Source organism: Halobacillus litoralis (genome assembly GCF_009856445.1).
Taxonomy (GTDB): Bacteria; Bacillota; Bacilli; order Bacillales; family Halobacillaceae; genus Halobacillus; species Halobacillus litoralis.
Genome location: NZ_WMFA01000002.1, coordinates 39,099 through 64,758 on the forward strand (window position 1 = coordinate 39,099; position 25,660 = coordinate 64,758).

Below are 25,660 nucleotides of genomic sequence, written 5' to 3' on the forward strand. Positions count from 1 at the left end.
TCATCCAAGCCCATTGTCATTGTACATGTGCGAGTGATTACCAAGGAGGGGAGACGAATGGCCAAAACGCCGGTTTTTCAGATTGTCGGGTACAAAAACAGTGGAAAGACCTCTTTACTCTCAGATTTGATTGCCTATGGTACGGATCGAGGAGAGAAAGTCGCCGCAATTAAGCATCATGGTCATGAGGAACCGCTGAAGGTCATGCATCTTGATACAGATAGTTACCGTCTGCATGAATCAGGCGCTTTTATGACAGGGGTGGACAGCCCTCGCAGGTTCCAGCTTGAATTATCACATGAAGATGATTTCCCACTGACACAGCTTGTTGAGATATATCAGCATTTTTCTCCGGATTTAATAGCGGTTGAAGGATACAAACAGGAACACTTTCCTAAAGCTGTCATTATAAAAAGGGAAGAGGACCTGCCTCTGCTTGGTCAGGTGACGAATATCCAATTAGTCATTTGCTGGGATGAACGCTTGATGAACCAAGTATCCTTACCTGCCATACCGCTCAGAGAGTGGAGAAAGCGCTTACCAGAAGTCTATCGTTTAGCGAAGGAGGGGGCATGATGGAGGAACGTTGTTGGATTACAACTGAACCTCTTAAGGTTGAAGAAGTGACGAAAAGGGTAATCAGAAGAGAAGCTGGTGCCATAAATACGTTTATTGGCACAGTTAGGGAATTTACGAAAGGTAAACGAACCCTTTATCTAGAGTATGAAACATATAAAGAGATGGCTGAAAAGAAACTGGAACAAATCGCCGTAGAAATTGAAAAACAATGGCCGAGCGCGCAAGTAGTCATTGCCCACCGGGTTGGACGTCTTGATATTACGGATATTGCTGTAATGATCGCTGTTTCCACACCACATCGGAACGACTCTTATGAAGCCAGTCGTTATGCAATTGAGAGAATTAAGGAGGTTGTTCCGATTTGGAAAAAAGAGCATTGGGAAGACGGTGAAGAGTGGATTGGAGACCAAAAAGAGGTGCGGCCGGGAGTTCCGTTAAAGGAGGAAATTAAATGAATACACTCTTATTTTTTGCGGGATTGAAGGAAGCGATTGGAACGGATGAAGTGAGACTCGCAGCTGCCGGAATGACTTTAGGAGAAGTGAAAGAAAAAGTACGCTCTGAATATTCTCTCGATCAAGTGACTAGCTGTATGATGGCAATCAATGAAGAATTTGCGCCGGAGGATACAACGATCTCAGAGGGAGATACGATTGCCTTTATTCCTCCGGTCAGTGGTGGATAACTCCTTCTATCCAGCCTGGGTGCATTAGAAAAAGCCAGTACAATCCTTAGAGTTGTACTGGCTTTTTTTGTCTTTATAAGAATAGCACTACAAGTCCGCCGACGATAAAACAGTAGAATGCGAAATACTTCAAATTACCGCGAGCCATGATGCCCATGAACCACTTTAATGAGAAATACGAAGCGACTACAGACCCCGCAAAGGCCATGATGTAGGCAAACCAGGCATTTTCATCACTGGCATGTCTAATCACATCTTCAATGGATAGTAGCATCGTTCCCAGACTGACTGGGATAAATAATAAAAAGGAAAAACGGAGCGCAGTTTCCTGTTTCATGCCTAAAAACATTGCAGCAACAATCGTCGCTCCTGAGCGGCTGATGCCTGGGATAAGTGCGACCGCTTGTCCAATTCCTACAATTAAAGCATCTTTCCACGTCAATTGTCCGTCGCCTTTACGTCCTCTCAAGTTACGAATAAGCCATAGGGCAATTCCTGTAATAATGAGGGTAATCCCCACTGTTTGAACGGTAGATAAAACTTCAATAGCATCTCCTAAAAGAACGCCAAGCACCCCGGCGGGGATCGTACCTATGATCAGGTAGATAATGAAATCAAAGTCATCTTTTTGCTGCTGATGGCGTTGGCTGCGATTGAATAAGTATCCGAATCCATTTTGAATCAATCGCATGAGATCTTCCCGGTAAATGATTAAAACTGCTACGAGAGACCCAAAGTTCACAAGCACTTCAAATGTAAGACCTTCCAGTTCAATCCCCAGTAATTCCTGTGCGATGACCAAATGACCACTGGATGAAATCGGTATGGGTTCTGTAAACCCTTGAAAAATTCCCAGAAATAAGTATTTAATGATCAACCATAGTTGTTCCATATTACGTGTTCCTCCTGCCCATCTGTATTCCTTTTTATATCTATATTTTTCGTATGTGTTGATAGAACAATTGTGATGATGTTCACGCACTCTCCGATTATATAGGAACCTTCTCTTTGTGGCTAGAGGAGGATTTCATCATTTTCCAAATGAAAAACGTTGCCTCCCGAAGGATAGCAACGCTTGAGTGTGGCTTATGCTTCTTCTTCTTTGATGATTCCATCCCCAAGAACAACTGCAGCAAGGGTGAAAAGAATTGTCATAATGATGACTTGGGAGAAAGAGAAACTGCTCCCAGCCATGTTGCTGACTACATAAGCGGACATGAAGCTCAATAGGAAAGCCCAAATGATTGTCCAAATCATCCGCATCATTATTCACCTCATTTTTTACACAATCTATCCTTATCTTATCAGAGAGTACAGGAAAAGGAAATATGAAATCGCTTCATGATTGAAGGATTCATTGAATAAAATGTAGGAAGACAAGGAAGAGGAGGATAGCCTATGATGGTGACCGTTAACCCTTGCTTTCATTGGATTGGATATCATTTGACGTCAAATCTTCTTCAAGAAGGGATCGAAGTCATCGGTATTGACCCCATCGAGGATCCGAAGAGTGATCTCTTATATATGTATGTCGGGAGGAACAGTAATTTTCAACATTTTTTTCAACGAAGCGATAAAGAAAATCACATTCAACAATCGAATGATGAGTGGGAAGTGGATTTAGTCGATAACGGCTTGCTGCTGAGGCACGGAGATAAAGAGAGCGAGTGGATTGAAATTCCTCTTCTCTATGGCGAATGGATGGACATAGGGAAAACAGGGATAAAGGAAAAAGGGGAGTTCGTGCAATGGATCATGGAGCACAAGGCGACCTATGTTGGAGATTTCATTGAGGCATTCCTCGGCATGTTCCTCAATCAGCAACCGCTTCGTGTAGAGCAGCGAGTCGAGGACAAGGATATCATTCTCGAAAGAGTGGAGGCTTTGTGGCGGTGTGAGCAACTGCTTCGTAAATTCTAGAGCTTTCCATGTTGGTCATTTACTTTTGTGATGAAAAAAATGTAGAATAGGGAGAGGATATAAGTAGGTACTTAGGAGTGCTTGAATGTGAAATTACAGTCCATCATGATCCTCTCTCTATTATTTTTTCTTGTTGCATGTCAAGGTCTTCCGGATTATAAAAAAGATATAAAGGTCGGCATGCTTGTCGAAACGACCATCCATGACAAAGCATGGGGGCAGCAAGGGTACAAAGGGTTGCAATCAATCCAGGAAGAATATGGAGTAGATATTTATTTTAAAGAGGGCATACGCACATATAAACATACAGCCGATGCCGTCGATGAGTTTGCATCTAAGGGCATTGATGTCATTTTCGGCCATAGCAGCTTATATGGAAATCACTTCAGAGAATTGCATGAGGTTTATCCGGAAATGGATTTCATCTATTTTAATGGCCAATTCTCAGCAGAAAATGTAACAAGTCTCAATTTTGATGCGCAAGCGATGGGATTTTTCGCAGGCATGGTAGCTGGTGAAATGACAAAAACGGATCGTGTTGGAATTATTGGAGCATTTGAATGGCAGCCGGAAATTGAAGGGTTTTACGAAGGTGTCATGTATCAAAACCCGAATTCCGAAGTGGATATTTCACTGACAAACAGCTGGGAAAATACGGAGATGGCCCTCATGTATTATGAATCCATGAAAGAAGAGGGTGCGGATGTTTTTTACCCGGCAGGAGATGTTTTTAATGTGGCGGTCATCGAACAGGCGCAGAATGACGGCAATTATGCCATCGGTTATGTAGAGGATCAATCTGTTGTTGCTGAAAATACGGTGCTCACGAGTACTGTACAAAAGGTTGATGAAGTATATAAATTAGCGATGGAGCGTTACATGAATGACGACTTACCTGGAGAAATGCTTACGTTCGATTTTCAGGAAGGCGCTATTAAGATGGGGGAATACAGTCCAAGTATTCCAGAAGACTTCCAGAGTAGAATGACGGAAGTCGTAGAAACTTATAAAGAAACGGGAGAGCTCCCTGAAAAAGACCTCTGAAGCATATCATTGCTTCAGAGGTTTTTCTTTTGAATCCATATCAAGTCCGATCACTTATATGAACAATATTTTTAAAAGAAGTTGGATGTTTATTTCTTGAATTTATCCATCATAGGTTTAATCATTGGTGATACAGACTTCCATGTTTTTGAAGCTTCTTGGAAGAGATCATTGAGTTTTGGCTGTGATTCTTTCTTCCCTTCATCTTCTTCTGGCTGACGGAACCCCCAAAAATCATCAAATGGGGATGATTTTCTTTTGCCCATACAAGCACACCTCCTCTGCTACAATTTATGAGAGATCCCCCTGTATTTTGTAGGCAGGTACCACAGAAATGAAAAAGAAGTACAGGTTCCAGGATGGACTTTTTCAAAACTTGCAGATTGGTCCAAGATGAATTAAAATTAGTACCAAGTCATAAGAATTGATATTAGATATTACCTTTAAGGGGATGAATATATGAATGCTGGATTCTTGGGCATTGGACACTATGCGCCGGAAAAAGTGCTGACGAATAAAGACTTGGAGAAAATGGTGGATACGAGTGATGAGTGGATTCGTACGCGAACTGGAATTGAGGAACGTCGTATCGCTTCAGACGAAATGGATACTTCTGATCTAGCTTTTCGTGCAGCGGAAGAAGCTTTAAGAGATGCAGATATGAAAGCAGAGGAACTTGATATGATCCTCGTTGCTACTGTTACTCCTGATACACCATTCCCATCTGTTGCGACCATGCTGCAACATAGACTTGGTGCTAACAAAGTAGCAGCTATGGACTTGAGTGCCGCCTGTGCTGGGTTCATGTATGGAGTCATTACGGCTAAACAATTCATTGAAACGAATGCCTACAAAAATGTTCTTGTCGTAGGGGTTGAGAAACTCTCGAAGATCACGGATTGGACGGACCGTAATACTTGCGTCCTTTTTGGTGATGGAGCCGGAGCTGCTGTCATTGGACCGGTAAGTGATGACAAGGGGATACTTTCGTTTGAACTGGGGGCTGATGGAGCAGGTGGACCTCATTTATATCAGACACCTGAAGACACATTGTCCATGAATGGCCGGGAAGTATTCAAGTTCGCAGTAAGGCAAATGCCTGAATCCTCGGTAAATGTTGTTAAAAAAATTGGGCTGAGTGAGCAGGATGTTGATTATTTAGTGCCACACCAGGCGAATATAAGAATCATGGAAGCAGCCAGACAACGCTTAGGAATCCCTGAAGAAAAAATGTCCACACAGGTGAAGCGTTATGGAAATACTTCTTCAGCGTCTATTCCGATTGCTTTGTCAGAGGACGTGAAGGCAGGTAAGATAAAAGATAATGATTTAGTGGTTCTTGTCGGATTTGGTGGCGGCCTCACATGGGGAGCCGTTGCCCTTCGATGGGGGAAGTAACCAAGGAGGAATGGAATGATGGATAAACATCGTGTTGTCATTACCGGAATGGGAGCGGTAACTCCTGTCGGTAATTCAGTAGAAGAAATGTGGAACAATATTAAAAATGGCGTCTCCGGTGTCGGGGAGATCACTAAAGTGAACAAGGAAGACTACCCTGTCCATGTGGCAGCTGAACTGAAAGACTTCGATCCTTCTGACTATGTGGATCGTAAAGATGCTCGTCGCATGGACCCGTTCGTCCAATATGCGATGGTCGCTGCTCATATGGCCGTGGAAGATGCGAAGCTTGAGATTACAGAAGATGTCGCTCCAAGAACAGGTGTATGGATTGGTTCTGGAATTGGTGGAATGGGCACGTATGAATCTCAATTCGAAACGTTCCAGAAAAAAGGTTATCGTCGAGTCAGTCCGTTTTTCATCCCTATGATGATTCCGGACATGGCAGCTGGTCAGGTATCCATTGCACTTGGCGCGAAAGGGATTAACTCCTGTACAGTGACAGCCTGTTCTTCTGGTGCCAACTCAATTGGTGACGCATTTAAAGTAATTCAACGCGGAGATGCTGACATTATGATTGCGGGTGGAACTGAAGCACCTATGAATAAAATGTCATTTGCAGGATTCGCCGCTGCACGTGCATTATCTCTCAATGAAGATCCACAAACAGCCAGCCGTCCCTTTGATAAAAACCGTGATGGTTTCGTTATGGGAGAAGGAGCAGGCATTCTCATTATGGAAACACTGGAATCTGCGAAAAAACGTGGAGCGAAAATCTATGGCGAGTTGAAGGGCTATGGTTCTACAGGAGATGCTTATCATATCACTTCACCGGCACCTGAAGGAGACGGAGCGGCTCGTGCGATGAGACAAGCGATTGATGATGCGGGTATGAAACCGGAAGACATCGATTACTTGAACGCTCACGGAACGTCTACAGAGCTGAATGATAAATTCGAAACTCATGCTGCGAAGACCGTATTCCAAGAGCATGCGAATAAATTTGCGATTTCTTCAACGAAATCCATGACTGGTCACCTTTTGGGTGCTGCAGGAGCGGTTGAAGCGGTCATTTCATTAAAAGCAATCAACGACGGAATACTGCCTCCGACGATTAACTACGAAACTCCAGATCCGGAGTGCGACCTTGATTACGTTCCGAATGAGGCACGTAAACAAGAGGTCAATACTGTGATGAGTAACTCGCTCGGATTTGGCGGTCACAATGCTAGTCTGATTTTCCAAAAGTTCGAAGAATAAAAAAAGCCCGATGTCTGCCACCCAGACATCGGGTTTTCTTTATTCTTGTTCAAAAAATTGCTGCAGTGTTTGTTTCGTAGATTCCTTATCGTGGTTAAGCACCAGGCCGATTGGATAAGGCTTACGTTCGTCCCATACGTTATCGGTTGTAGGGATGCTGATCATATCCATTGACTCCACAGGGTTCAGCAAAAGATCTTTACCGACTTGGACCATTTTACTACCACCGAGGTTCGTATCAATATATGGTTGGAGGTTTCCAATTAAACGAGGAGCTTTCATAACTCCTTGGAATGAGAGGAGTTCTTCTTTCATCAATTGTATAACCTTTTGTTGTCTCTCTACTCTGGCAAAATCCCCTCGGGCGTCACTTCGATACCTCACATAACCAAGAAGTTCTTTCCCGTTCAGTGTCTGTGGTCCTTCTTCTAATTGGATGTCTGTCGTTCCATCCCCGGAGCGGTACTGCATGTTCTTCTCTACATCCACTTTCATTCCATCCGGTGATAGAGTATCCACAATTTGTGTAAACCCTTGAAAGTCTACTATTGAGTAGTATTCCGTTTCAATTCCTAAATTCACTTCAATAGTTTCGCGAAGAAGTTCCGGTCCGCCTAGAGCGAAGGCGGCATTCAGTTTGTTGTAACCGTGTCCGGGGATATCTACGTAAAGGTCTCTCATCAAAGAAGCGACCTTCGCCTCTTTTTCAGCGGGATCATATTCTGCAACCATGATCGTGTCCGTTCTTGAAATCTCTGAGCCTCTCTGATCAACCCCTAATAGAAGAACGGTCATTTTCCCGTCTCCATTGTCTTTTCCGTTAAATTCTTCTTTGTACACACTTTCGACCGTCTCCACCTTATCAATACTTTCAGCAGCGGAAGCCTGTTGACTCATCGCCTGATGCTTACCTGCCAAGTACTCGTACCCGGAATAACTGATGATTATTAAAAAGATAAGTGCGTACATACCAATAAAAAGCTTGCGTTTTCGCCTTCTCCTGCTGCGTTTCCGCAAGGATCTCGACTGAGACACCGTCATCATCCTTTCAAAATCAACCCATAAAAAAGCTTGTTTATTAAAGTCTGTCTGTTATTAAATGTACCTGTTCTTTCCAATGAAGTAAAGACTAGGATTTAAAGAGGAATTCACCGCATGACAAAGCATTTGCTTTCATAAGATAGCAATAGGAGGACGAGCCGGAGGGGATGAAGCTATGTGGTACTGGATGCTGCTCTTAACTGGTTTCGGTTTTGCTGTCGCAGGCGGAACGGTAACGATCACGTATTTGAATCTCGTTCCTGCCGGGTTGAGTTGGATGGAATTCTTTATTCTGATTCATACACGTGTGGAATGCTATCTTTTTCCTGTCGGTTTGATATTCATTACGACAGCCTTGATTCTTATGGAAGATTAATTTTCTAAAATATGGATTCAAAGAATAAAAAAGCCAGCATTGGTCATAATGTAACCAAAAGAGATCACCGAGTGAAAGTGAGGGTCCGAAATGTTATACATGCATGATCTGTGGGTGAACTGGTTTGAAGGTGAAGAGAATGGGTATAACGTCTGTCGTTTTCATGAATGGCGCAAAGAGGATGGTATTGAACTGATCGATCAAATTCCTTTGATTTTAATCAGTGATGAACTTTTCAATTTTATTGAAAATGATTTGCAAGATCTACCAGCATCGCTGCTCCAGGATATCCACCGCAAAACGTATATGAAGAAGAATCAAGAACGTCACACGGTTGAATATGCAGCAGTCGTAACGAACGGCAAAGATGTAATGGTATTTGATACGATTGGATATACGCTTCCTGTTAAAAAGAGCCGTTTAATACCTCGACAAGAGCGTCTTGTATTTGAGATGGTCCAAGGAAAAGAACCCGAGCACTATTTAATAGAAGAAAGAGTATTAAAAGAACATCATATTTTATCATTAGATCCAAGGAAAATGTCAGGCTTGACGCGGAGAGAGAGACAGTTGAAGCAGCTTTTGATGATGGCACTCGATCAGTTGAAACAATCCGATCATCCTGAAGAAATACGATACTGGTTGACGGAATGGAATCCTGCACAATATCCGACCATCAAGCAATTCTCAAATGATGAAGCATGGGATCGTCTATATCATGGAACTTGTAATGGCTGGTCCACGGCTCACGAGGAACTGTGCAAAAAGATGGTGAAAGGGCAGCCCTTCTTTGAAACAATATGGCAAGGAGAGAATGAAGGGGTCTCTCAACATATGAAAAGCCAGAATTGAGGGATAACTCAATTCTGGCTTTTTGTCTGTTATTTCTTCTTCACGCGGCCAAGACCCATGGCTTTCTTCGCTTTACGAATCATTTTGTTGGCTTCATAGGATGCTTTATCAGCCCCTGCATCTAGGATCTCATCCAATTCCTCGGAATGGATCAATGTTTCGTAACGGTCCTGGATAGGTTTGAGAACGGCAATGACCGCCTCTGCGACCCCTACTTTGAAATCACCATATCCTTTTCCTTCATACTTCTGCTCCAACTCTTCAATACTTGCACCGCAGCAAGCAGACTCAATGGTCAACAGATTGGAAACACCAGGTTTGTTTTCTTTATCGTACTTCACGATTCCATCAGAATCAGTAACGGCACTCTTGATCTTCTTCATGATTTTCTTTTCATCATCCAGCATAGAAATGAACGCTTTTTGATTTTCATCAGATTTGCTCATTTTCTTCGTTGGCTCTTGAAGGGACATGATGCGGGCACCTTCTTTTGGAATGCTTACTTCAGGAACTGTGAAAATATCATTGAACTTATTGTTGAATCGCTGCGCCAAGTTTCTTGTAAGTTCCAAATGTTGTTTCTGGTCATCACCTACTGGGACGACATCTGTCTTATATAGGAGAATGTCTGCTGCCATCAATGGAGGATAGGTAAGGAGTCCGGAAGATACTGCTTCCTTTCCGCCTGATGATTTATCTTTGAACTGCGTCATTCGCTCAAGCTCCCCGATGTAGCTGACGCATTGTAACATCCAACCCAGCTGAGTGTGCGCAGGAACTTCTGATTGAATGAAAAGGGTCGCTTTTTCAGGATCAATTCCTGAGGCTAAGTATAGAGCGGCCAGAGCACGGATGTTATCTCTCAATTTCAACCGGTCCTGTGGAACTGTAATGGCATGCTCGTCGACAATACAAAAATAGCAGTGGTTATCATCCTGCAAATCTGTAAAGTGTTTCATGGCTCCAATGTAGTTTCCAAGCGTTAACGTACCACTTGGTTGAATGCCTGAGAAAATCGTTTTTGTCATCATCATCACCTCAACATTTATTTTTGAACGAAAAAAGATCATTCATCTCTTCCATTATGGAAGGGACGAATGATCCGCGGTGCCACCCTAATTACTTCTAAATATATAGAAGTCAACTTGAATCGTTAACGCCGATTTACGTCTATTGAAGCTCCAAAGGCCCAATTCCGTATGATATCCTCAGCTGTTTTCACCGACCACAGCCTCTCTGTAGAGGATCTACCCTACGTACTTATCCTTCTTCATTGCATTTCGTTCGATATTTGTAAGTCAGTATTATATCGGAATCCTTCAATATATGCAACCACTTATCCTGAATAGTAAAGGAAAAGTAAAGCTAATAGACTTATGCCTAACAACATCCCTTGAAATAAGAAAAATTTGGGTAATGATTGGTGGACAGTTTGAGAGGGAAGGGGTTTTTCCTCCCAATCGTCTAAATAATCTCTTTGTCTGGACATCCGGTTGGTGAATCGTCTGAATCCGTAAGTGATCCCGTCAAAGAATCCTCCGCGTACGACCCACATGATAATACCAATAAAAATATAGAAGTAAGCGATATAGAAAAGCAGGTTAATATAATGGAATAAATCGTAGGCGGGAGCAAGTGTGATAAACAGGATCGTTACAATCGCCAAATTTAAACCGAACATCAACCATTTATTTTTTATGATGATCACATCATTTCCACCTTTCATACAAACTCGACCTATATTATAGCACGTTTAATAAGTATGAAGGAATTGTTAACACATTAAATAAACAGAAAATTCAACTTTGGTAAAATATTGCATGGTCTATACAAACGCTTTAACGGATAACCGTAATAAATAACAATGTTTCAAAATCCCATATCTTTTTTTATGCATATGAGCTTATAAATAATAAGTTTATGCCTATAACATTGTAAAATAAACTAGGCATTTAGTCTCATTTTGTGTTACTGAAACGTAATAATGATGGGAATCCTGAGAGTTTTCAAAAAAAAAGGTAATGCAAAATAGTTAGAAAACTTGTATAATTCGATATGTGGACAAAACGCCACAACAAATTTTTAGAAAATTTTTAGGGGAGGTCATTTTCTATCATGAAAAAGACAAATTGGTTATTGCTAGTACTTGCACTAGTACTTAGCATGTTCCTCGCAGCTTGTTCTGGTGGATCAGACGATACGTCAAATTCCACAGACGATGCTGACTCCGGGGAAACAACAGAAACTGAAGACACTTCTGGTGAAGAGGGAGAAGCTTCAGGAGAACAAGTACTTAACATTACAGACGCTGCAGAGATCCCAACTATGGATGCATCTCTAGCAACTGATGCTGTAGCATTCCAATGGTTAGGTTCTACTACAGACGGTCTTTATCGTCTTGGTGAGAACGCTCAGCCAGAGCCAGGAATTGCTAAAGACCACGAAGTAAGTGAAGACGGTCTTACATGGACGTTCAACCTTCGTGAAGACGCTGTTTGGTCAAACGGCGATTCTGTCACAGCGAACGATTTCGTTTACGCTTGGCAACGTGCTGTAAACCCAGATACAGGTTCTGAGTACGGCCCATACATGATGGGTGGCGTAATCAAGAATGCACAAGCTGTTGTTGACGGTGAAGTTCCTGTCGAAGAGCTTGGTGTTAAAGCTGATGGCGACTATACACTAGTAGTAGAGCTTGAGAAGCCAGTTCCTTACTTCGAATCTCTAACTACTTTCGGTACATTCCTACCGCTAAATCAGGCTTTCGTTGAAGAGCATGGTGAAGACTACGCTCTTGAAGCAGATACACTTCTTTCAAACGGACCATTCAAGATTACTGAATGGAACCACGGAGAAGGCTGGACTGTTGAAAAGAACGAAGATTACTGGGATGCAGAAAATGTAAAACTTGATCAAATTAACGTTAAAGTTGTTAAAGAAACATCAACAGCTGTAAACCTTTATGACACTGGTGAAATCGACCGTACTGGTCTTTCTGCAGAGTTCGTAGACCAATACCGTACTTCTGATGAGTTCGTGGTTGAAGAAGAACCTACTTTGTTCTACTTGAAAATGAACCAGGAAAATGAAGTATTGGGTAACGTGAATGCTCGTAAAGCCATTCAAATGGTAATCGACCGTCAATCCATGGTTGATGTTATCTTGAACAATGGATCTATTCCATCTGCTGGTCACGTACCACAGAACTTTACGAAGCACCCTGAGACTGAAGAAGATTTCCGTGAGCTTAACGGTGATCTGATTGAAACGAATGTTGAAAAAGCTCAAGAACTATGGGCTACTGCTAAAGAAGAGCTTGGCATGGACACTGTTGAACTTGGCTACCTAGGTGGCGATAGTGAAGTGGCTATGAACATGGATGCTTACATCAAGGACCAGCTTGAGCAGCTTGAAGGTTTGACTGTAAAAGTTCAGTCTGTACCATTTAAAGAGCGTCTTCAGCGTGACGAGAACATGGAGTATGATATCCAGAACTCTGGTTGGGGTCCTGACTACATCGATCCGAACACATTCTTGAACATGTTCGTCACAGATGGCGGAAACAACAAAACTGGTTATTCTTCTGAAGCGTACGATGGTATGATTGAAAAAGCCAATAATGAGCTTGCTCAAGAACCAGTTGAGCGTTTCGAAACCTTCCTAGAAGCTGAAAAGATTCTAATCCAAGAAGATGCTGTACTTGCACCACTTTATCAGCGTGCTACAGCTAGACTTTGGAAGCCTTATGTTAAGGATGTAATCACTCAGCCAATGGGACCAGATTTCACTTACAAGTATGCTTATATTGAAGGTAAATAATTGAAATAGCAATTTCCAACCACATATAGGCTTGCTTTACAGGGGAAGAGAGTATATGTCCAACGTGTTGGCGTATGCTCTCTTTTTCCCTGCCATCAAATTATTCAGATTATAGAAAAATTTCTGTCAATTACAACAACAAGAAGAGAAAGTTTGTAGGTACAACATTCGGAGGTGTTGAAATGGCTCGTTATATTACCCAGCGTTTAATTTATATGGTTATAACGATGTTTTTAATTGCTACCTTAACGTTCTTTCTGATGAAGTTTTTACCAGGTACTCCCCTAAGTGCTGCAGATAAATTATCAGATGAACAGCAAGCGGTAGTTTTAGAAAAGTACGGATTGAATGATCCAGTTCCAGTGCAGTATTTTAACTATATGGTCAACTTAGCTCAAGGTGATTTAGGTATTTCTTTCCAGTTCGATAACCGAGAAGTAACAAACATCATCATGGAGCGTATTGGTCCTTCTATGCAGCTTGGTTTCCAAGCTATGTTCATAGGTACAATCATAGGAATGTTATTAGGGTTAGTGTCCGCCATTTACCATAATGGTATTATGGACTATACATCGACGTTCCTTGCCGTTTTAGGTCAGTCGGTTCCATCCTTTGTATTTGCTGGTTTGCTGCAATTCTATATCGGCGTTAAGTTCGGCTGGTTGCCAGTTGCCCTGTGGGAAGGCTGGGAATATACCATACTACCAACCGTATCGTTGGCCATCTTCCCAATTGCAATTGCTGCCCGTTTTATGAGAACAGAAATGCTTGAGGTAATGGGATCTGATTATATTGTGACAGCCCGTGCCAAAGGTGTGAACAAGGTCGGTGTAGTATTTAAACACGGTTTGAGAAACGCTTTAATTCCACTGATTACAGTGTTGGGACCGCTAGCTATATCGTTGATGACGGGTACACTTGTAATTGAAAATATTTTTGCCGTACCTGGAATTGGTGAGCAGTTCGTTAAGGCGATCAATATGAATGATTACCCAATCATTATGGGAACAACCCTTTTACTTGCTTTCCTATTCATATTCATCATCCTGGTCATCGACTTGCTTTATGGAGTCATTGACCCTAGAATTCGACTGGCGGAAGGAGAGTAATCGACTATGGATAACCACAAACCCTCGAAAGACTTATTTGTGCCCGTAGAAACGAAAGAGACAGAAATAGAGAAGATTTCGCGGCCGAGCCTTTCTTTCTGGCAGGATTCCTTCATCCGTCTACGTAAGAACGCAGGGGCGATGATTGGACTTGCTATTTTGATTATTTTAGGTTTAATGGCTGCTTTTGGTCCATATATGAATGATTATGGACAATATGAACAGGACCTTTCTCGTGCAAAAATGCCACCTAAGGTTGAAGGCCTAGGTTGGCTTGGAATGGATGGTACACTTTCTGATGTACAGTCCGCCGACACATTAGAAGATGCAGAACAGAAAGCTTTAATGCGTTTCAACAATCAGGAAGATTTTATCAAGACGGAAGTATTAAATGATGGCTCCAATGGTGAGCCGGCAGAAGTTAGAGCCACTTATGATGTCTATGGTGCGAAAGATATGGACGAGAACTTCTGGTTTGGTACAGACGGTCTTGGACGTGACCAATGGACACGTACATGGATGGGAACGCGTGTATCTCTGTATATCGCTTTCTTAGCTGCAGCAATTGATATGGTTATTGGTGTAGCATATGGCGGGATTTCTGCCTATTATGGTGGCCGTGTGGATAACTACATGCAGCGTTTCATTGAAATTCTTGTCGGTATTCCGAACCTTGTTCTCGTAATCTTGATGATTCTGATTCTTGAACCGGGGATCTTATCCATTACCATTGCCCTCGCAATAGCCGGTTGGATAGGGATGGCCAGGATTGTCCGAGGTCAAATTTTAAAACTGAAAAACCAGGAATTCGTACTGGCGTCCCGTACTTTAGGTGCGAAGGATAGCCGTATCCTGCAAAGACATTTGATTCCGAACACATTAGGATTGATTATCATCAATACGATGTTCTCAATTCCTGCAGCGATATTCTTTGAAGCGTTCTTAAGCTTTATCGGACTTGGTCTTCCAACACCGATGGCTTCTCTAGGAACATTGATCAATGCCGGATTCCAATCCTTGCAAATTTATCCGCACATTCTTTTGTTCCCGGCAATTATAATTTCCCTTATCATGATTGCCTTTAACGTCTTAGCTGATGGTCTTCGTGATGCATTTGATCCGAAGATGCGCGAATAGGAGGTAGGTGTACAATATGGAAAAACTACTAGATGTTAAAAACCTGCACGTCTCCTTTGACACCTACAGTGGTGAAGTCAAAGCAGTACGTGGCGTTAATTTTGATGTTAAAAAAGGTGAAACCTTAGCGATTGTAGGAGAGTCTGGTTCGGGTAAATCTGTTACAACCAAAGCTCTTATGCACTTGATTCCAAAGCCGCCAGGTCGTATCAAAGAAGGAGAAATCATCTTTGAAGGCCGTGACCTTGCAAAAATGACCGAGAAACAAATGCAAAAAATTCGTGGTAAAGAGATGTCGATGATCTTCCAGGATCCAATGACTTCTCTTAACCCGACGATGAAAGTCGGGAATCAGATCATGGAAGGTCTGATTAAACACCAGAAAATGAATAAGTCCCATGCACGTAAGCGTGTCTTGGAGTTACTTGAACTTGTTGGTATTCCGGATGCTGAAAATCGTATGAAACAATACCCGCACCAATTCTCGGGCGGGATGAGACAACGTGTGGTTGTTGCCATTGCATTGGCATGTAACCCAAAGCTTTTAATTGCTGATGAACCGACCACTGCCTTGGATGTAACGATTCAAGCTCAAATCCTGGAGTTGATGAAGGATATTCAAAAGAAAACAGATTCAGCAACCATCTTCATTACTCATGACCTTGGAGTTGTAGCCAACGTAGCCGACCGAGTGGCGGTTATGTATGCAGGTAAAATTGTTGAAATTGGTACAGTTGATGATATTTTCTACAATCCTCAACACCCATACACTTGGGGTTTGTTAGGGTCTATGCCTTCTCTTGATAGTGAAGATGAAGAGTTATTTGCTATCCCTGGTACACCACCAGATTTGTTGGATCCACCAAAAGGGGATGCTTTTGCTGCACGTAATAAATATGCGATGAAGATCGACTTTGAACAGGAACCACCAATGTTTAAGGTCAGCGATTCGCATTATGCAGCTACATGGCTACTTCATGAGCATGCACCCAAGGTTGAACCACCAGTAGCGGTGAAAAAGCGTATGGAAGGTATGGCGAATTCATCCAGCAGTTCGGAAGGTGAACGAGTATGAGTCAAGAAAAACTAGTCGAAATTAAAAATTTAAAACAACATTTCAAAACAGGCCGTCATAGTGTAGTAAAAGCCGTTGACGGATTGAATTTCAGCATCTACAAAGGAGAAACATTCGGTTTGGTTGGCGAATCTGGTTGTGGTAAGTCGACAACTGGACGAACAATCATCCGCTTGTACGATGCGACAGATGGAGAAGTCATTTTCGACGGTGAAAACGTACACGGGAAAAAATCTCGTGAAGATTTGAAAAAATTCAACCGTGAAATGCAAATGATTTTTCAGGATCCTTATGCATCCTTGAACCCACGTATGAAGGTTGAAGATATTATTGCAGAAGGAATGGACATCCATGGGCTGGCAAAAGATGTGAAAGCTCGTAAAGCAAGAGTCCAGGAGTTGTTGGAAACGGTAGGGTTAAATAAAGAGCACGCCAACCGTTATCCGCACGAGTTCAGTGGTGGGCAGCGACAACGTATCGGTATTGCACGTGCCCTTGCGGTAGATCCAAGCTTTATCATCGCTGATGAGCCGATTTCCGCCCTGGATGTTTCTATCCAGGCGCAAGTAGTTAACCTTTTGAAAAAGCTTCAAGAAGAAAAAGGTTTAACCTATTTGTTCATCGCCCACGATTTATCGATGGTCAAATATATCAGTGATCGGATTGGCGTTATGTACTTTGGTAAAATGGTTGAGCTTGCGGATGCAGATGAATTGTACAAGCACCCAATTCATCCTTATACCCAGTCTCTACTATCTGCCATTCCATTACCAGATCCGGACTATGAACGTTCTCGTGAGCGTTTCACTTATGATCCTACGAAACATGATACGAGTGAAGAACCCGAGTTCCGTGAAGTACGTCCTGGTCACTATGTTCTTTGTACTACTAAAGAATTCGAGCAGTACCAACGTGAGCATGGAACAGGAGAATAATAGGTATTAAGGCTCTGTCCAAGTGACAGAGCCTTTTTTCTATGTTTAGGGAAATAGTCTTGATATAGGGAAAAATTATGAAAAAATGCCAAGGAGCTCTGTTATATTTGGTCTTCCTCTTTTATAATAAAGATTAGAAGAAATTAGGATAGGAGTAGGATGCACATGGGGAAAAGACAACTATGGATGATCATCTTCACAGGGATTCTCTTTTTCGGAATGATGGGGTCATTACATAACGTAAATGCGGAAGATGGAGAAGGATCAAAAGAAGTCGCGATGCTTACGAAAAAACAATTGGGTTTGAAGGAATTGACCGTTCCAAGTCCAGCAGCAAGGTTTACATATAACTCAGGACTGTCTTTCGAATACCCAGATGCCGTCAGAGGTATTTTTGTAACGGGACCTTCGGCCGGTGGAGCGAAGATGGCGGAGCTTACGAAGCTTGTTGAAGATACAGAACTGAACGCCATGGTTATAGATATTAAAGAGGATAACGGAAACATTACATTTGAGCCTGAAGAGGGTTCCCCTTATGCGGATGTTGCCGAGGGTTTTATTGACGATCCTAGAGCCATGTTAGAAGAACTCGAGGAAAAAGGAATCTATCCAATTGCTCGTGTTGTAGTATTTAAGGATAGCTTACTTGCTGAAAAACGACCGGATTTATCTTTTACACAAAACGGTCAAGTTTGGAAGAATGGTAAAGGTGAATCCTTCGTCAATCCATTCATGGAGGAAGTCTGGGAATACAATGTAGAACTTGCTAAAATAGCAGCAGAGATGGGTTTTGAAGAAATTCAGTACGACTATGTCCGCTTCCCAGAAGGATTTGGAAGCCGTGACGATGTACTCGAGTATGGCCAAGGGAAGTACGGAGATATGGATATGGACAATGTCCAAAAACGTGTACAGGCTGTTACAGACTTTGTCGAATATGCCAGTAAAGAATTGGAGTACTATGGCGTGGATGTCTCCGTAGATATTTTTGGTTATGCAGCAACCATCACAGAAGCACCGAACATCGGACAGAACTTCTCTAAAATCTCATCAAATGTTGATGTTATATCTTCTATGATTTATCCAAGTCACTGGGGGCCGTATTTTGGAATCTCTAAACCGGATACTGAACCTTACCGTCTAATAAGCGAATATGCTAAAGTAGAGAACGAGGTATTGGCTGCGCTGGAAAACTCGCCAACGTCCCGTCCATGGCTGCAGGATTTTGAAGCACCATGGCTTTACTCCGGGCCGACGAAGCAATATGGAAAAGCAGAAGTCGAAGCTCAAATTCGTGCTCTGAATGAAAACGGAATTAACGAATTCCTTCTATGGAATGCTGGAAATAACTATACGAAAAACGTAGACTATACACCCTTAGATTAGTAAAAGGAGGTGTGGGATCATAAAGATCCCACACCTTTTTCCTTTTTAGAGATAATGGCAGGATTGTGGAAGACTCAGTTTCGAGACTTTTGTGAGAGTTTAGGGCTCCGGGAAAAGGTTCGGAGGTTCGCTTTCCATGGGGCGGGCGGTGTCTCACCTGTCCCACACGTCCCATAGGAGTCTCACCGTTTCCCTCCGCCCTTTACCATGGAATAGGTTCTCGAAACCAACACTAAAAGGCAGTTCTTATGATTTTGATAGGCGAATTATAGAACCTCTGCACTTATAAATAAGGTTCTAATCCTTCCCGCTTAGGCAGGCAAAAAGGGCTTTGTATCAAGCGATTACGCATTCTAAACGTCCATTGGACAGAGTACATATTATCCATTTCCTATAAACATATAAGTTAATTTTCTAAGTAGTGTTTTCGAGAATCTCCCTTGGCAAAGGGGCGGAGGGGAATGGCGAGACTCCTGCGGGAAAAAAGTGCTTGGTGAGACCCCACAGGACGCAGTCCGAGGAGGCTCACCGCGCTCCCGCGGAAAGCGAGCTATTCCCCGCAGCCCCCTTCCACCCACCAGAAGTCTCGAAACTGAGTCTTCAACTAAAGGGAGCTTACCTGTAATTTCTAAAGGGTGGACGGTGGAAGGACGTTTTTTCGAGGACATTTTAGGAAATGGATAAATAAAGCATACATTAAAGGAATCTTCCACATTCTATACACAGCTGACATTACAAATGCAAAAGAAGTGTTTAGAATAGCATTTAACAACTGAATGATTATTCGGTATAATAGAAGATGACTAATGATAAGGGAGTAGATCAATGAATTGGTATGAGAAGTTGAACGAGTATTTCCCAGTAGAGGAAATGAAATCGAAAGAACACATGGAAGCATTATTAAAAGAAAAAAGTAATGTGTACTACAAAGATGAAGGAGAAAACCACGTCCTTATGTACGCGGAATTCGATTCTTTTCTTTTTATCGACTATGTATACGTTTCCACTGCTTCGCGTGGTCAAGGACTTGGTCATAAACTCATCGAAAAAATGAAGGCGAAAGGGAAGCCGATCATCCTTGAAGTTGAACCTGTCGACTATGAGGACTCGGATACTGAAGCAAGACTCCGCTTTTATCAACGTGAAGGATTTAAGCACGCAAAATCCATCGGTTATACAAGGCGTTCTGTTGTTACAAACGAACTCAATCAGATGGAAATCCTTTACTGGTCTCCAGAAGATGCATCTGAAGAACAGATCTATGAGCAAATGAAAGAGATGTATACAGAAATCCACACGTATAAGGACAAAGAATTTTATGGAAAGTCCTATCAGCATGTTGATGAAGTTCTAACTCACGATGAAGATCGTGATACAAAGAACATTTTAGAACTGGATAAAACCAAAAACTGATCACACATACCCACCTTTCATTATGGTGGGTATTTTCAATGGAAGGCGAGTAGTTGAAAATAAAGTGTTTTTATATTTTCTATAAAAAAGGTGTTTATCACTACATAAAACGTGGTATAAGTACATGGAAACGATTTATAATTGCTTTCTGTAACATATGTTCGTGTTTTTATAGATAAAACTTGACAGGTGTGTTATAGTAGAATCATGGTTAGATTATATTGATTACAAATAAAAATAAGCAATTAAAGTTCTACCATAAAATATTGAGGAGTGAAGTTTCTGTATGGTTACACTTTATACCTCACCAAGTTGTACATCATGTCGAAAAGCTAAAGCATGGCTGGAAGAGCACGATATTCCTTATACTGAGCGAAATATCTTTTCTGAGCCGTTAACGTTGGATGAGATTAAGGAAATTCTCCGTATGACGGAGGATGGGACGGAAGAAATCATCTCTACACGCTCAAAAGTATTCCAAAAACTGAAGGTGGATTTCGATCAGCTGCCTATGCAGGATCTCTTTGACTTGATACAGGATAACCCTGGTTTGTTACGCCGCCCGATTATTCTGGATGACAAACGTCTGCAGGTAGGTTATAACGAAGATGAAATTCGACGTTTCTTACCTAGAAGTGTTCGCACATTCCAATTGAAAGAAGCACAACGCTTAGTCAATTAATAAATAAAAAAGCTGTGATGGTAATCTTACCATTACAGCTTTTTTTATTCCCTTATGCTTACTAAGAAAATGGGTGTTTTTTTCGTTAGAATGCCGTGCCTTTTCTTTTGTTGGAAAAATAACCTAGAGTAACGACTGCAATTACCATAACCACTGCAAACCACTGATGGATGAATGGGTATTCCTCCATGTATTGGAGGATGTAGCGGTCTTCCATGACCATCTCGGCAGCTGTGTAAGTTAGAATTCCTGCTCCGAAATAAATGAGGAGTGGAAACTTGTCCATGAGCACGAGGATGATACGACTTCCCCAAACGATAATAGGGACAGATACGAGAAGCCCAATCATGACAAGAATAATGTTGTTGTGAGAGGCTCCTGCTATGGCAAGTACATTATCAAAACCCATCACGATATCTGCAAACACAATGGTCTTTACAGCTGCTGCCAGACTGTCACCTGCTTTGATGTTGTCGGTCTCTTCTGTATCAGTTAGCAGTTTCATGGCAATATAAAAGAGAAGCAATCCCCCGATTAATTGAAGGAAAGGGATTTGGAGAAGATAAAGTGCAACCATAGTCAAAAGGACTCTGGCAGCGATCGCTAAGCCTGTCCCAAGAATAATCGCTTTGTTTCTTTGCTCAGGCGGTAAATTGCGGCTCGCCAGTGCTATGACTACGGCATTATCACCGCCAAGAATGATATCAATACTGATAATGATAAGTAATGGTTCAAGCAAGTCCCAGTTCATTAAAAAATCCTCCTGCTATGTAGTGACAAACCTAAGGGAATAAGCTAAAATAAAAAGTCAATCAACCGAATGAGGGCCTATTTCCATGTTTATTCATGACACAAATGGTTATATGCTGAATTCGAGCATTTTGTTTTCCAAACAGCCATTGCTGTCATACAATAGAATTACATCAACCCTTATCTCTACACATCATTACGGTTGAAGCTTTGGCCTAACGGGTAAGGTTTTATAAGCGACGCAAGGGTGAGTGTTCCCTTCCCCCTTAAAACATGACAAGAAGGGAGAGAAACGTATGGAAATCGAACGCATTAATGAAAATACCGTTAAATTTTACGTGACATATCAAGATGTAGAACAAAGAGGTTTTGACAGAGAAGAAATTTGGTATAACCGAGAACGCAGTGAACAGCTCTTTTGGGAAATGATGGATGAAGTGAACGATCAGGAAAACTTCCAGGCTGATGGTCCGTTGTGGATTCAGGTCCAGGCGATGGACAAAGGACTAGAAGTGATCGTGACGAAAGCCCAGGTATCCCAGGATGGCCAAAAGCTCGAACTTCCGAATGAGGACGGTAAGGCAATTGATGTTCCGGTGGATGAAAAGCTGGAATCACTGCTTGATGATAAATTCCATTCTTCCGAGGACTATGATCATAAGAATGAATATGATGAGGATCAGGAGGAGTCAGATGAACCTCTGACATTCACACTCAAGTTTAATGATTTTGAAGATGTGATCCAACTGAGCCACTACGTATTGCCTGCTGAAGCAATGGAGCAGCGCTTATTCCATTTTGAAGATCGTTACTATTTATATATTCAATTCAACGATGAAAATATGAGTGATGACGATCAAGAAAATGTGTTGAGTCAACTTATGGAATATGGACATGAGTCATCCCTTACGATTCACAGGTTAGAGGAGTATGGAAAGACGATATTCAACGAGCAAGCATTGGAATCAATAAAAGAATATTTTCCTGTCGATTAATTTAACGAGCACACAACTATGTGTGCTTATTTTTTTGATTTAAAAAGCTGTACCTAGTAAGGTTTTTCCGCTTATGTTTGAAAGTAATCAGTTTTTATGGAGCAGGAATATTGGAGGATTATGTCGAATAAGAGGGGAGGAGGTGTTTAAACAGGTGTTGTATGCTTTGGATACAAATGGAGACCTAAAATCATTGTATCAGCTGAGGCAAGAGGAGATTGAACTGGCAAGAAAGTCGCCTTATTTTTGTCCAGTCTGTCATGAAATGTTACAAATACGATCTGGGCCACGGACGATTCCTCACTTTTCCCATCTTCCCAAAAGCGATTGTACGATGATGAAAGGGGGAGAGACCGTCGAACACAGTCGAGGGAAATGGAGATTGTTTAATTGGTTGAAAAATCAAGGGTATGACGTTTACCTCGAACAGTACTTGCCAGAGATAAGACAACGACCGGACTTATATTTAATGGCCAATGATAAAAGAATCGCCATTGAGTATCAGTGTGCTTCGGTACCCAGGCGCGAAATTGAAAAAAGAACGCTCTCCTACCGGGATGCAGGGGTTTTTCCTCTTTGGATTCTTGGTGCAAAACATCTTCATTCCTCTAACTTCAATCATTATTCCCTCAGTGATTTTGCACGCTCTTTCCTTTATCACTTCAATGATGACTATCGACTGTACTTTTTTCATGCTTCAAAAAATATCATCTGGGTAACTTCGAATACTAAATCCGCAGGTGGACGACGGGTGTTTGCGAATACGTTCTCTTCCATTATCACTAGCCTCAATTTCCCTCAGTTATTTTCCTCTGTACCATCTAGTAACATGGAAGATCAATTCTTAAGTGAAGTGAAGAGGTTATGGTATAAAAATAGGACTGTTTATCAGAGCCAGGTAAGCTCTGAAGAACGGAACTATCGTCAATATCTTTATTTAAGAGGATATCATTTTTCGCTGATCCCAAGCATCTGTTATTTGCCTATCCCAGGCCAAGTGCAAACCGGGATAAGGCCTTATGTATGGCAGACACGCTTAATCCTTGATCACTTCTTACACCTCCCATTAGGTTCTCGTGTCGAATTCCCTTTCATCCAGATACCTTCCACTCCCAATGGATATACCCCTCATTTAAGTCAACAATATTTAGACTTACTTACTCAATTAAATATCATAGAAAAAACAGGGAAGAATAATTATATCAAGAGCAAACAGGTCTCCTTCCATAAACGAGTGGAAGATGCGTTGGAAGATGATCGCAGGACGTTGGAACAGTTGAAAAATTTACAAAGAATTAAGATTTAGGAAGGGATTTACACCTGAATAGAGAAATTTTTAGGGTGACGAATTATTTTGAAGGAGGATGTTGGATGTCGTCTGCGAAAGAGCTACCAAAACGAGAAGAAATACCTGTTGAAAAAACATGGGACCTTGAAGCCATGTTTGCAACAGATGAAGAATGGTATAAAGAATTAGAAGAAGCGAAGAAGCTGCTTCCTGAATTAGAAAAGTACCAGGGTAAACTTGGGGAATCAGCAGAACAGCTCTATGATCTGCTTTCTTTCCAGGATAAAATCTCCCATAAGATAGGCTTGTTATACACGTATGCTCATATGAGGAATGACCAGGATACAACCAATGCTCATTATCAGGAGATGAATGCTAAAGCTGAGAACTTATATACGAAGATCGCCTCGGCTATGAGCTTTATCGTTCCGGAGATTCTCGCTCTTCCTGAGGGGAAAGTGAAGAGCTTTATTGAATCTTATGAGCCCCTAGAGCTGTATGAACATACACTGGATGAAATCACACGCCAACGGGCACATGTATTGAGTGAGAAAGAAGAGAAATTGTTGGCTGGTTTCTCAGAGATTGGTGCCAATCCTTCACAGACATTCGGAGCTTTAAACAATGCGGATCTTACTTTTCCGACCATCAAAAATGAAAAAGGAGAAGAGGTGGACCTCACTCACGGGCGTTATATCAATTTTCTGAAGTCCGATAATCGGGAAGTGAGAAAATCTGCGTTTGATGCGATGTACGATACGTTTGGATCCTTCAAGAACACATTTGCCTCCACGCTGGGTGGTCATGTGAAGAAGAACAACTTCAATGCCTCTGTAAGGAAGTATGACCGGGCACGACAAGCGAAGCTGGACAGCAACAATATTCCTGAATCAGTTTATGATAACCTGTTGGAAGCGGTCAACGAGAGACTGCCTCTTCTGCATCGCTATGCAGAGCTGCGAAAAGAAGTGCTGGATCTTGATGAAGTTCATATGTATGACTTGTACACTCCGCTTGTGAAAGATGCAGAGATGGAAGTTTCATACGAAGAAGCTCAGGACTTAGTCATTAAAGGCCTGGAACCGTTAGGAGAAGAATACGTCAATATCTTAAAAGAGGGATTTGAAAATCGCTGGATTGATGTAGAAGAAAATAAGGGGAAACGAAGCGGTGCTTATTCATCCGGACACTATGGAACGAATCCATATATCCTTATGAACTGGCAGGATAATGTGAACAATTTATTCACCTTAGCTCATGAACTGGGGCATTCCCTTCATAGCTATTACACACATAAAAACCAGCCATATCGTTATGGCAATTATTCCATCTTCGTGGCCGAGGTAGCTTCCACTTGCAATGAAGCGCTTCTTAATGACTATATGATTAAGAAGACAAACAGTGAAAAAGAGAAACTTTATTTGTTGAATAACTTTTTAGAAGGATTCCGTGGGACGGTTTTCCGACAGACGATGTTTGCGGAGTTTGAACATGAGATTCACATGCAAGCCCAAAATGGAGAAGCTTTGACGGCTGAAAAACTAACAGGAATTTATTATGATCTCAATAAGAAATATTTCGGGGATAATATTGTCATTGATGAGAAAATCGGACTTGAATGGGCACGTATTCCACATTTCTATATGGGGTATTATGTGTATCAATACTCTACCGGCTATGCGGCTGCACAGGCATTGGCAGGTCAAATCCTTGAAGAAGGGGAACCGGCGGTGGAGCGTTATAAGAACTTCTTGAAAGCGGGTAGCAGCGATTATCCAATTGAGGTTCTCAAGCAGGCTGGCGTCGATATGACATCGAAAGATCCGATCTTATCAGCACTGGATGTCTTTGAAGAAAAGTTAAATGAAATGGAACAACTTCTAAGAAAGTAATACACAGATAAACCCACAGAACAA

At 41.8% G+C, this 25,660-nt stretch carries 27 protein-coding genes and 1 other annotated feature; of the genes, 20 read left to right on the forward strand and 7 right to left on the reverse strand.

Annotation, left to right across the window (positions count from 1 at the left end; all coding sequences use genetic code 11):
* Positions 1 to 57: 57 nt before the first annotated feature.
* Genes mobB through moaD form a run of 3 tightly spaced genes read left to right on the forward strand, consistent with a single transcriptional unit; the run spans position 58 to position 1,264 of the window.
* Positions 58 to 576 carry a molybdopterin-guanine dinucleotide biosynthesis protein B gene (mobB, locus tag GLW00_RS05315; protein ID WP_160911983.1) on the forward strand — a complete coding sequence of 173 codons (519 nt, stop codon included), beginning with the start codon at positions 58 to 60 and terminating at the stop codon, positions 574 to 576.
* On the forward strand, positions 573 to 1,034 hold the full coding sequence (locus tag GLW00_RS05320; RefSeq protein ID WP_160911985.1) for a molybdenum cofactor biosynthesis protein MoaE: 462 nt from the start codon (positions 573 to 575) through the stop codon (positions 1,032 to 1,034). Before mobB ends, GLW00_RS05320 begins: the two co-directional genes overlap by 4 nt.
* Positions 1,031 to 1,264, forward strand: coding sequence for a molybdopterin converting factor subunit 1 (gene moaD, locus GLW00_RS05325; RefSeq protein ID WP_160911987.1), 234 nt, complete (start codon positions 1,031 to 1,033; stop codon positions 1,262 to 1,264). The genes GLW00_RS05320 and moaD overlap by 4 nt, the downstream gene beginning before the upstream one ends.
* 73 nt (positions 1,265 to 1,337) lie before the next feature.
* Here the strand turns inward: moaD and GLW00_RS05330 are convergent, their stop codons facing one another.
* A complete protein-coding gene (locus tag GLW00_RS05330) occupies positions 1,338 to 2,156 on the reverse strand; it encodes an undecaprenyl-diphosphate phosphatase (RefSeq protein ID WP_160911989.1) in 819 nt (272 codons plus the stop codon).
* A 194-nt stretch (positions 2,157 to 2,350) separates the two neighbouring features.
* Positions 2,351 to 2,530, reverse strand: coding sequence for a YjzD family protein (locus GLW00_RS05335; protein WP_237417443.1), 180 nt, complete (start codon positions 2,528 to 2,530; stop codon positions 2,351 to 2,353).
* A 132-nt stretch (positions 2,531 to 2,662) separates the two neighbouring features.
* Between GLW00_RS05335 and GLW00_RS05340 the strand changes: the two genes are divergently transcribed.
* Positions 2,663 to 3,184 (forward strand): hypothetical protein, encoded by a 522-nt coding sequence (locus GLW00_RS05340; RefSeq protein ID WP_160911991.1) that lies wholly within the window; start codon positions 2,663 to 2,665, stop codon positions 3,182 to 3,184.
* An 87-nt stretch (positions 3,185 to 3,271) separates the two neighbouring features.
* Entirely contained in the window at positions 3,272 to 4,228 is a 957-nt protein-coding gene (locus tag GLW00_RS05345; protein ID WP_335808445.1) for a BMP family ABC transporter substrate-binding protein, read from the forward strand.
* Between the two features lie 89 nt (positions 4,229 to 4,317).
* Here the strand turns inward: GLW00_RS05345 and GLW00_RS05350 are convergent, their stop codons facing one another.
* Positions 4,318 to 4,494: a hypothetical protein gene (locus GLW00_RS05350; protein ID WP_160911993.1), complete on the reverse strand. Its 177-nt coding sequence runs from the start codon at positions 4,492 to 4,494 to the stop codon at positions 4,318 to 4,320.
* Between the two features lie 193 nt (positions 4,495 to 4,687).
* Between GLW00_RS05350 and GLW00_RS05355 the strand changes: the two genes are divergently transcribed.
* Both GLW00_RS05355 and fabF read left to right on the forward strand, forming a co-directional pair.
* On the forward strand, positions 4,688 to 5,626 hold the full coding sequence (locus tag GLW00_RS05355; RefSeq protein ID WP_160911995.1) for a beta-ketoacyl-ACP synthase III: 939 nt from the start codon (positions 4,688 to 4,690) through the stop codon (positions 5,624 to 5,626).
* 18 nt (positions 5,627 to 5,644) lie between these two features.
* A complete protein-coding gene (fabF, locus tag GLW00_RS05360) occupies positions 5,645 to 6,886 on the forward strand; it encodes a beta-ketoacyl-ACP synthase II (protein ID WP_160911997.1) in 1,242 nt (413 codons plus the stop codon).
* A gap of 39 nt (positions 6,887 to 6,925) precedes the next feature.
* Here fabF and GLW00_RS05365 read toward each other — a convergent pair whose 3' ends face one another.
* Entirely contained in the window at positions 6,926 to 7,921 is a 996-nt protein-coding gene (locus tag GLW00_RS05365) for an LCP family protein (RefSeq protein ID WP_335808446.1), read from the reverse strand.
* 181 nt (positions 7,922 to 8,102) lie between these two features.
* Here GLW00_RS05365 and GLW00_RS05370 point away from each other — a divergent pair, with 181 nt between their 5' ends.
* A complete protein-coding gene (locus GLW00_RS05370) occupies positions 8,103 to 8,303 on the forward strand; it encodes a YuzI family membrane protein (RefSeq protein WP_160911999.1) in 201 nt (66 codons plus the stop codon).
* 90 nt (positions 8,304 to 8,393) lie between these two features.
* The gene (locus tag GLW00_RS05375) at positions 8,394 to 9,155 is read left to right on the forward strand and encodes a YjbA family protein (protein WP_160912001.1); all 762 of its coding nucleotides are present in this window, start codon (positions 8,394 to 8,396) and stop codon (positions 9,153 to 9,155) included.
* 29 nt (positions 9,156 to 9,184) lie between these two features.
* On the opposite strand, the gene trpS is transcribed toward GLW00_RS05375, so the two are convergent.
* Both trpS and GLW00_RS05385 read right to left on the reverse strand, forming a co-directional pair.
* Positions 9,185 to 10,183 (reverse strand): tryptophan--tRNA ligase, encoded by a 999-nt coding sequence (gene trpS, locus GLW00_RS05380; RefSeq protein ID WP_160912003.1) that lies wholly within the window; start codon positions 10,181 to 10,183, stop codon positions 9,185 to 9,187.
* Positions 10,184 to 10,241: 58 nt separating this feature from the next.
* Positions 10,242 to 10,438 (reverse strand) — a binding site (T-box leader).
* Positions 10,439 to 10,491: 53 nt separating this feature from the next.
* A complete protein-coding gene (locus tag GLW00_RS05385; protein ID WP_160912005.1) occupies positions 10,492 to 10,863 on the reverse strand; it encodes a DUF3899 domain-containing protein in 372 nt (123 codons plus the stop codon).
* Positions 10,864 to 11,270: 407 nt separating this feature from the next.
* Here GLW00_RS05385 and GLW00_RS05390 point away from each other — a divergent pair, with 407 nt between their 5' ends.
* The 8 genes from GLW00_RS05390 to spxA all read left to right on the forward strand — a co-directional run bounded on the left by GLW00_RS05390 (position 11,271) and on the right by spxA (position 20,711).
* Positions 11,271 to 12,974 carry a peptide ABC transporter substrate-binding protein gene (locus tag GLW00_RS05390; protein WP_160912007.1) on the forward strand — a complete coding sequence of 568 codons (1,704 nt, stop codon included), beginning with the start codon at positions 11,271 to 11,273 and terminating at the stop codon, positions 12,972 to 12,974.
* A 182-nt stretch (positions 12,975 to 13,156) separates the two neighbouring features.
* A complete protein-coding gene (gene opp3b / locus GLW00_RS05395; RefSeq protein WP_160912009.1) occupies positions 13,157 to 14,083 on the forward strand; it encodes an oligopeptide ABC transporter permease in 927 nt (308 codons plus the stop codon).
* Between the two features lie 6 nt (positions 14,084 to 14,089).
* Positions 14,090 to 15,220 carry an oligopeptide ABC transporter permease gene (gene opp3C, locus GLW00_RS05400; RefSeq protein ID WP_160912011.1) on the forward strand — a complete coding sequence of 377 codons (1,131 nt, stop codon included), beginning with the start codon at positions 14,090 to 14,092 and terminating at the stop codon, positions 15,218 to 15,220.
* A 16-nt stretch (positions 15,221 to 15,236) separates the two neighbouring features.
* Entirely contained in the window at positions 15,237 to 16,295 is a 1,059-nt protein-coding gene (locus GLW00_RS05405; RefSeq protein ID WP_160912013.1) for an ABC transporter ATP-binding protein, read from the forward strand.
* Positions 16,292 to 17,230: an ABC transporter ATP-binding protein gene (locus GLW00_RS05410; RefSeq protein WP_160912015.1), complete on the forward strand. Its 939-nt coding sequence runs from the start codon at positions 16,292 to 16,294 to the stop codon at positions 17,228 to 17,230. The genes GLW00_RS05405 and GLW00_RS05410 overlap by 4 nt, the downstream gene beginning before the upstream one ends.
* Positions 17,231 to 17,395: 165 nt before the next feature.
* Positions 17,396 to 18,616 (forward strand): putative glycoside hydrolase, encoded by a 1,221-nt coding sequence (locus GLW00_RS05415; protein ID WP_160912017.1) that lies wholly within the window; start codon positions 17,396 to 17,398, stop codon positions 18,614 to 18,616.
* Between the two features lie 825 nt (positions 18,617 to 19,441).
* The gene (locus GLW00_RS05420) at positions 19,442 to 20,029 is read left to right on the forward strand and encodes a GNAT family N-acetyltransferase (RefSeq protein WP_160912019.1); all 588 of its coding nucleotides are present in this window, start codon (positions 19,442 to 19,444) and stop codon (positions 20,027 to 20,029) included.
* Positions 20,030 to 20,315: 286 nt separating this feature from the next.
* Positions 20,316 to 20,711, forward strand: coding sequence for a transcriptional regulator SpxA (gene spxA / locus GLW00_RS05425; RefSeq protein ID WP_160912021.1), 396 nt, complete (start codon positions 20,316 to 20,318; stop codon positions 20,709 to 20,711).
* Positions 20,712 to 20,796: 85 nt separating this feature from the next.
* Here spxA and GLW00_RS05430 read toward each other — a convergent pair whose 3' ends face one another.
* Complete coding sequence (locus tag GLW00_RS05430; RefSeq protein ID WP_160912023.1) at positions 20,797 to 21,462, reverse strand: TerC family protein; 666 nt, start codon at positions 21,460 to 21,462, stop codon at positions 20,797 to 20,799.
* Positions 21,463 to 21,757: 295 nt separating this feature from the next.
* Here GLW00_RS05430 and mecA point away from each other — a divergent pair, with 295 nt between their 5' ends.
* The 3 genes from mecA (at position 21,758) to pepF (ending at position 25,636) form a co-directional block, all read left to right on the forward strand.
* Positions 21,758 to 22,456 carry an adaptor protein MecA gene (gene mecA / locus GLW00_RS05435; protein ID WP_160912024.1) on the forward strand — a complete coding sequence of 233 codons (699 nt, stop codon included), beginning with the start codon at positions 21,758 to 21,760 and terminating at the stop codon, positions 22,454 to 22,456.
* Positions 22,457 to 22,598: 142 nt separating this feature from the next.
* Entirely contained in the window at positions 22,599 to 23,762 is a 1,164-nt protein-coding gene (locus GLW00_RS05440) for a competence protein CoiA (RefSeq protein WP_160912026.1), read from the forward strand.
* A gap of 65 nt (positions 23,763 to 23,827) precedes the next feature.
* Positions 23,828 to 25,636, forward strand: coding sequence for an oligoendopeptidase F (gene pepF, locus GLW00_RS05445; protein WP_160912028.1), 1,809 nt, complete (start codon positions 23,828 to 23,830; stop codon positions 25,634 to 25,636).
* The last annotated feature ends 24 nt before the right edge of the window (positions 25,637 to 25,660 follow it).

Bases quoted from the DNA above. Each gene is read 5' to 3' on its own strand.
- GLW00_RS05410 (WP_160912015.1), top strand. From the start codon at position 16,292: ATGAGTCAAGAAAAACTAGTCGAAATTAAAAATTTAAAACAACATTTC.
- GLW00_RS05405 (WP_160912013.1), top strand. From the start codon at position 15,237: ATGGAAAAACTACTAGATGTTAAAAACCTGCACGTCTCCTTTGACACC.
- GLW00_RS05330 (WP_160911989.1), bottom strand. From the start codon at position 2,156: ATGGAACAACTATGGTTGATCATTAAATACTTATTTCTGGGAATTTTT.
- trpS (WP_160912003.1), bottom strand. From the start codon at position 10,183: ATGACAAAAACGATTTTCTCAGGCATTCAACCAAGTGGTACGTTAACG.
- GLW00_RS05370 (WP_160911999.1), top strand. From the start codon at position 8,103: ATGTGGTACTGGATGCTGCTCTTAACTGGTTTCGGTTTTGCTGTCGCA.
- GLW00_RS05350 (WP_160911993.1), bottom strand. From the start codon at position 4,494: ATGGGCAAAAGAAAATCATCCCCATTTGATGATTTTTGGGGGTTCCGT.
- GLW00_RS05375 (WP_160912001.1), top strand. From the start codon at position 8,394: ATGTTATACATGCATGATCTGTGGGTGAACTGGTTTGAAGGTGAAGAG.
- pepF (WP_160912028.1), top strand. From the start codon at position 23,828: ATGTCGTCTGCGAAAGAGCTACCAAAACGAGAAGAAATACCTGTTGAA.
- GLW00_RS05420 (WP_160912019.1), top strand. From the start codon at position 19,442: ATGAATTGGTATGAGAAGTTGAACGAGTATTTCCCAGTAGAGGAAATG.
- opp3b (WP_160912009.1), top strand. From the start codon at position 13,157: ATGGCTCGTTATATTACCCAGCGTTTAATTTATATGGTTATAACGATG.
- mobB (WP_160911983.1), top strand. From the start codon at position 58: ATGGCCAAAACGCCGGTTTTTCAGATTGTCGGGTACAAAAACAGTGGA.
- GLW00_RS05415 (WP_160912017.1), top strand. From the start codon at position 17,396: ATGGGGAAAAGACAACTATGGATGATCATCTTCACAGGGATTCTCTTT.
- GLW00_RS05390 (WP_160912007.1), top strand. From the start codon at position 11,271: ATGAAAAAGACAAATTGGTTATTGCTAGTACTTGCACTAGTACTTAGC.
- GLW00_RS05430 (WP_160912023.1), bottom strand. From the start codon at position 21,462: ATGAACTGGGACTTGCTTGAACCATTACTTATCATTATCAGTATTGAT.
- GLW00_RS05340 (WP_160911991.1), top strand. From the start codon at position 2,663: ATGATGGTGACCGTTAACCCTTGCTTTCATTGGATTGGATATCATTTG.
- moaD (WP_160911987.1), top strand. From the start codon at position 1,031: ATGAATACACTCTTATTTTTTGCGGGATTGAAGGAAGCGATTGGAACG.
- GLW00_RS05320 (WP_160911985.1), top strand. From the start codon at position 573: ATGATGGAGGAACGTTGTTGGATTACAACTGAACCTCTTAAGGTTGAA.
- spxA (WP_160912021.1), top strand. From the start codon at position 20,316: ATGGTTACACTTTATACCTCACCAAGTTGTACATCATGTCGAAAAGCT.
- GLW00_RS05355 (WP_160911995.1), top strand. From the start codon at position 4,688: ATGAATGCTGGATTCTTGGGCATTGGACACTATGCGCCGGAAAAAGTG.
- opp3C (WP_160912011.1), top strand. From the start codon at position 14,090: ATGGATAACCACAAACCCTCGAAAGACTTATTTGTGCCCGTAGAAACG.
- mecA (WP_160912024.1), top strand. From the start codon at position 21,758: ATGGAAATCGAACGCATTAATGAAAATACCGTTAAATTTTACGTGACA.
- fabF (WP_160911997.1), top strand. From the start codon at position 5,645: ATGGATAAACATCGTGTTGTCATTACCGGAATGGGAGCGGTAACTCCT.
- GLW00_RS05335 (WP_237417443.1), bottom strand. From the start codon at position 2,530: ATGATGCGGATGATTTGGACAATCATTTGGGCTTTCCTATTGAGCTTC.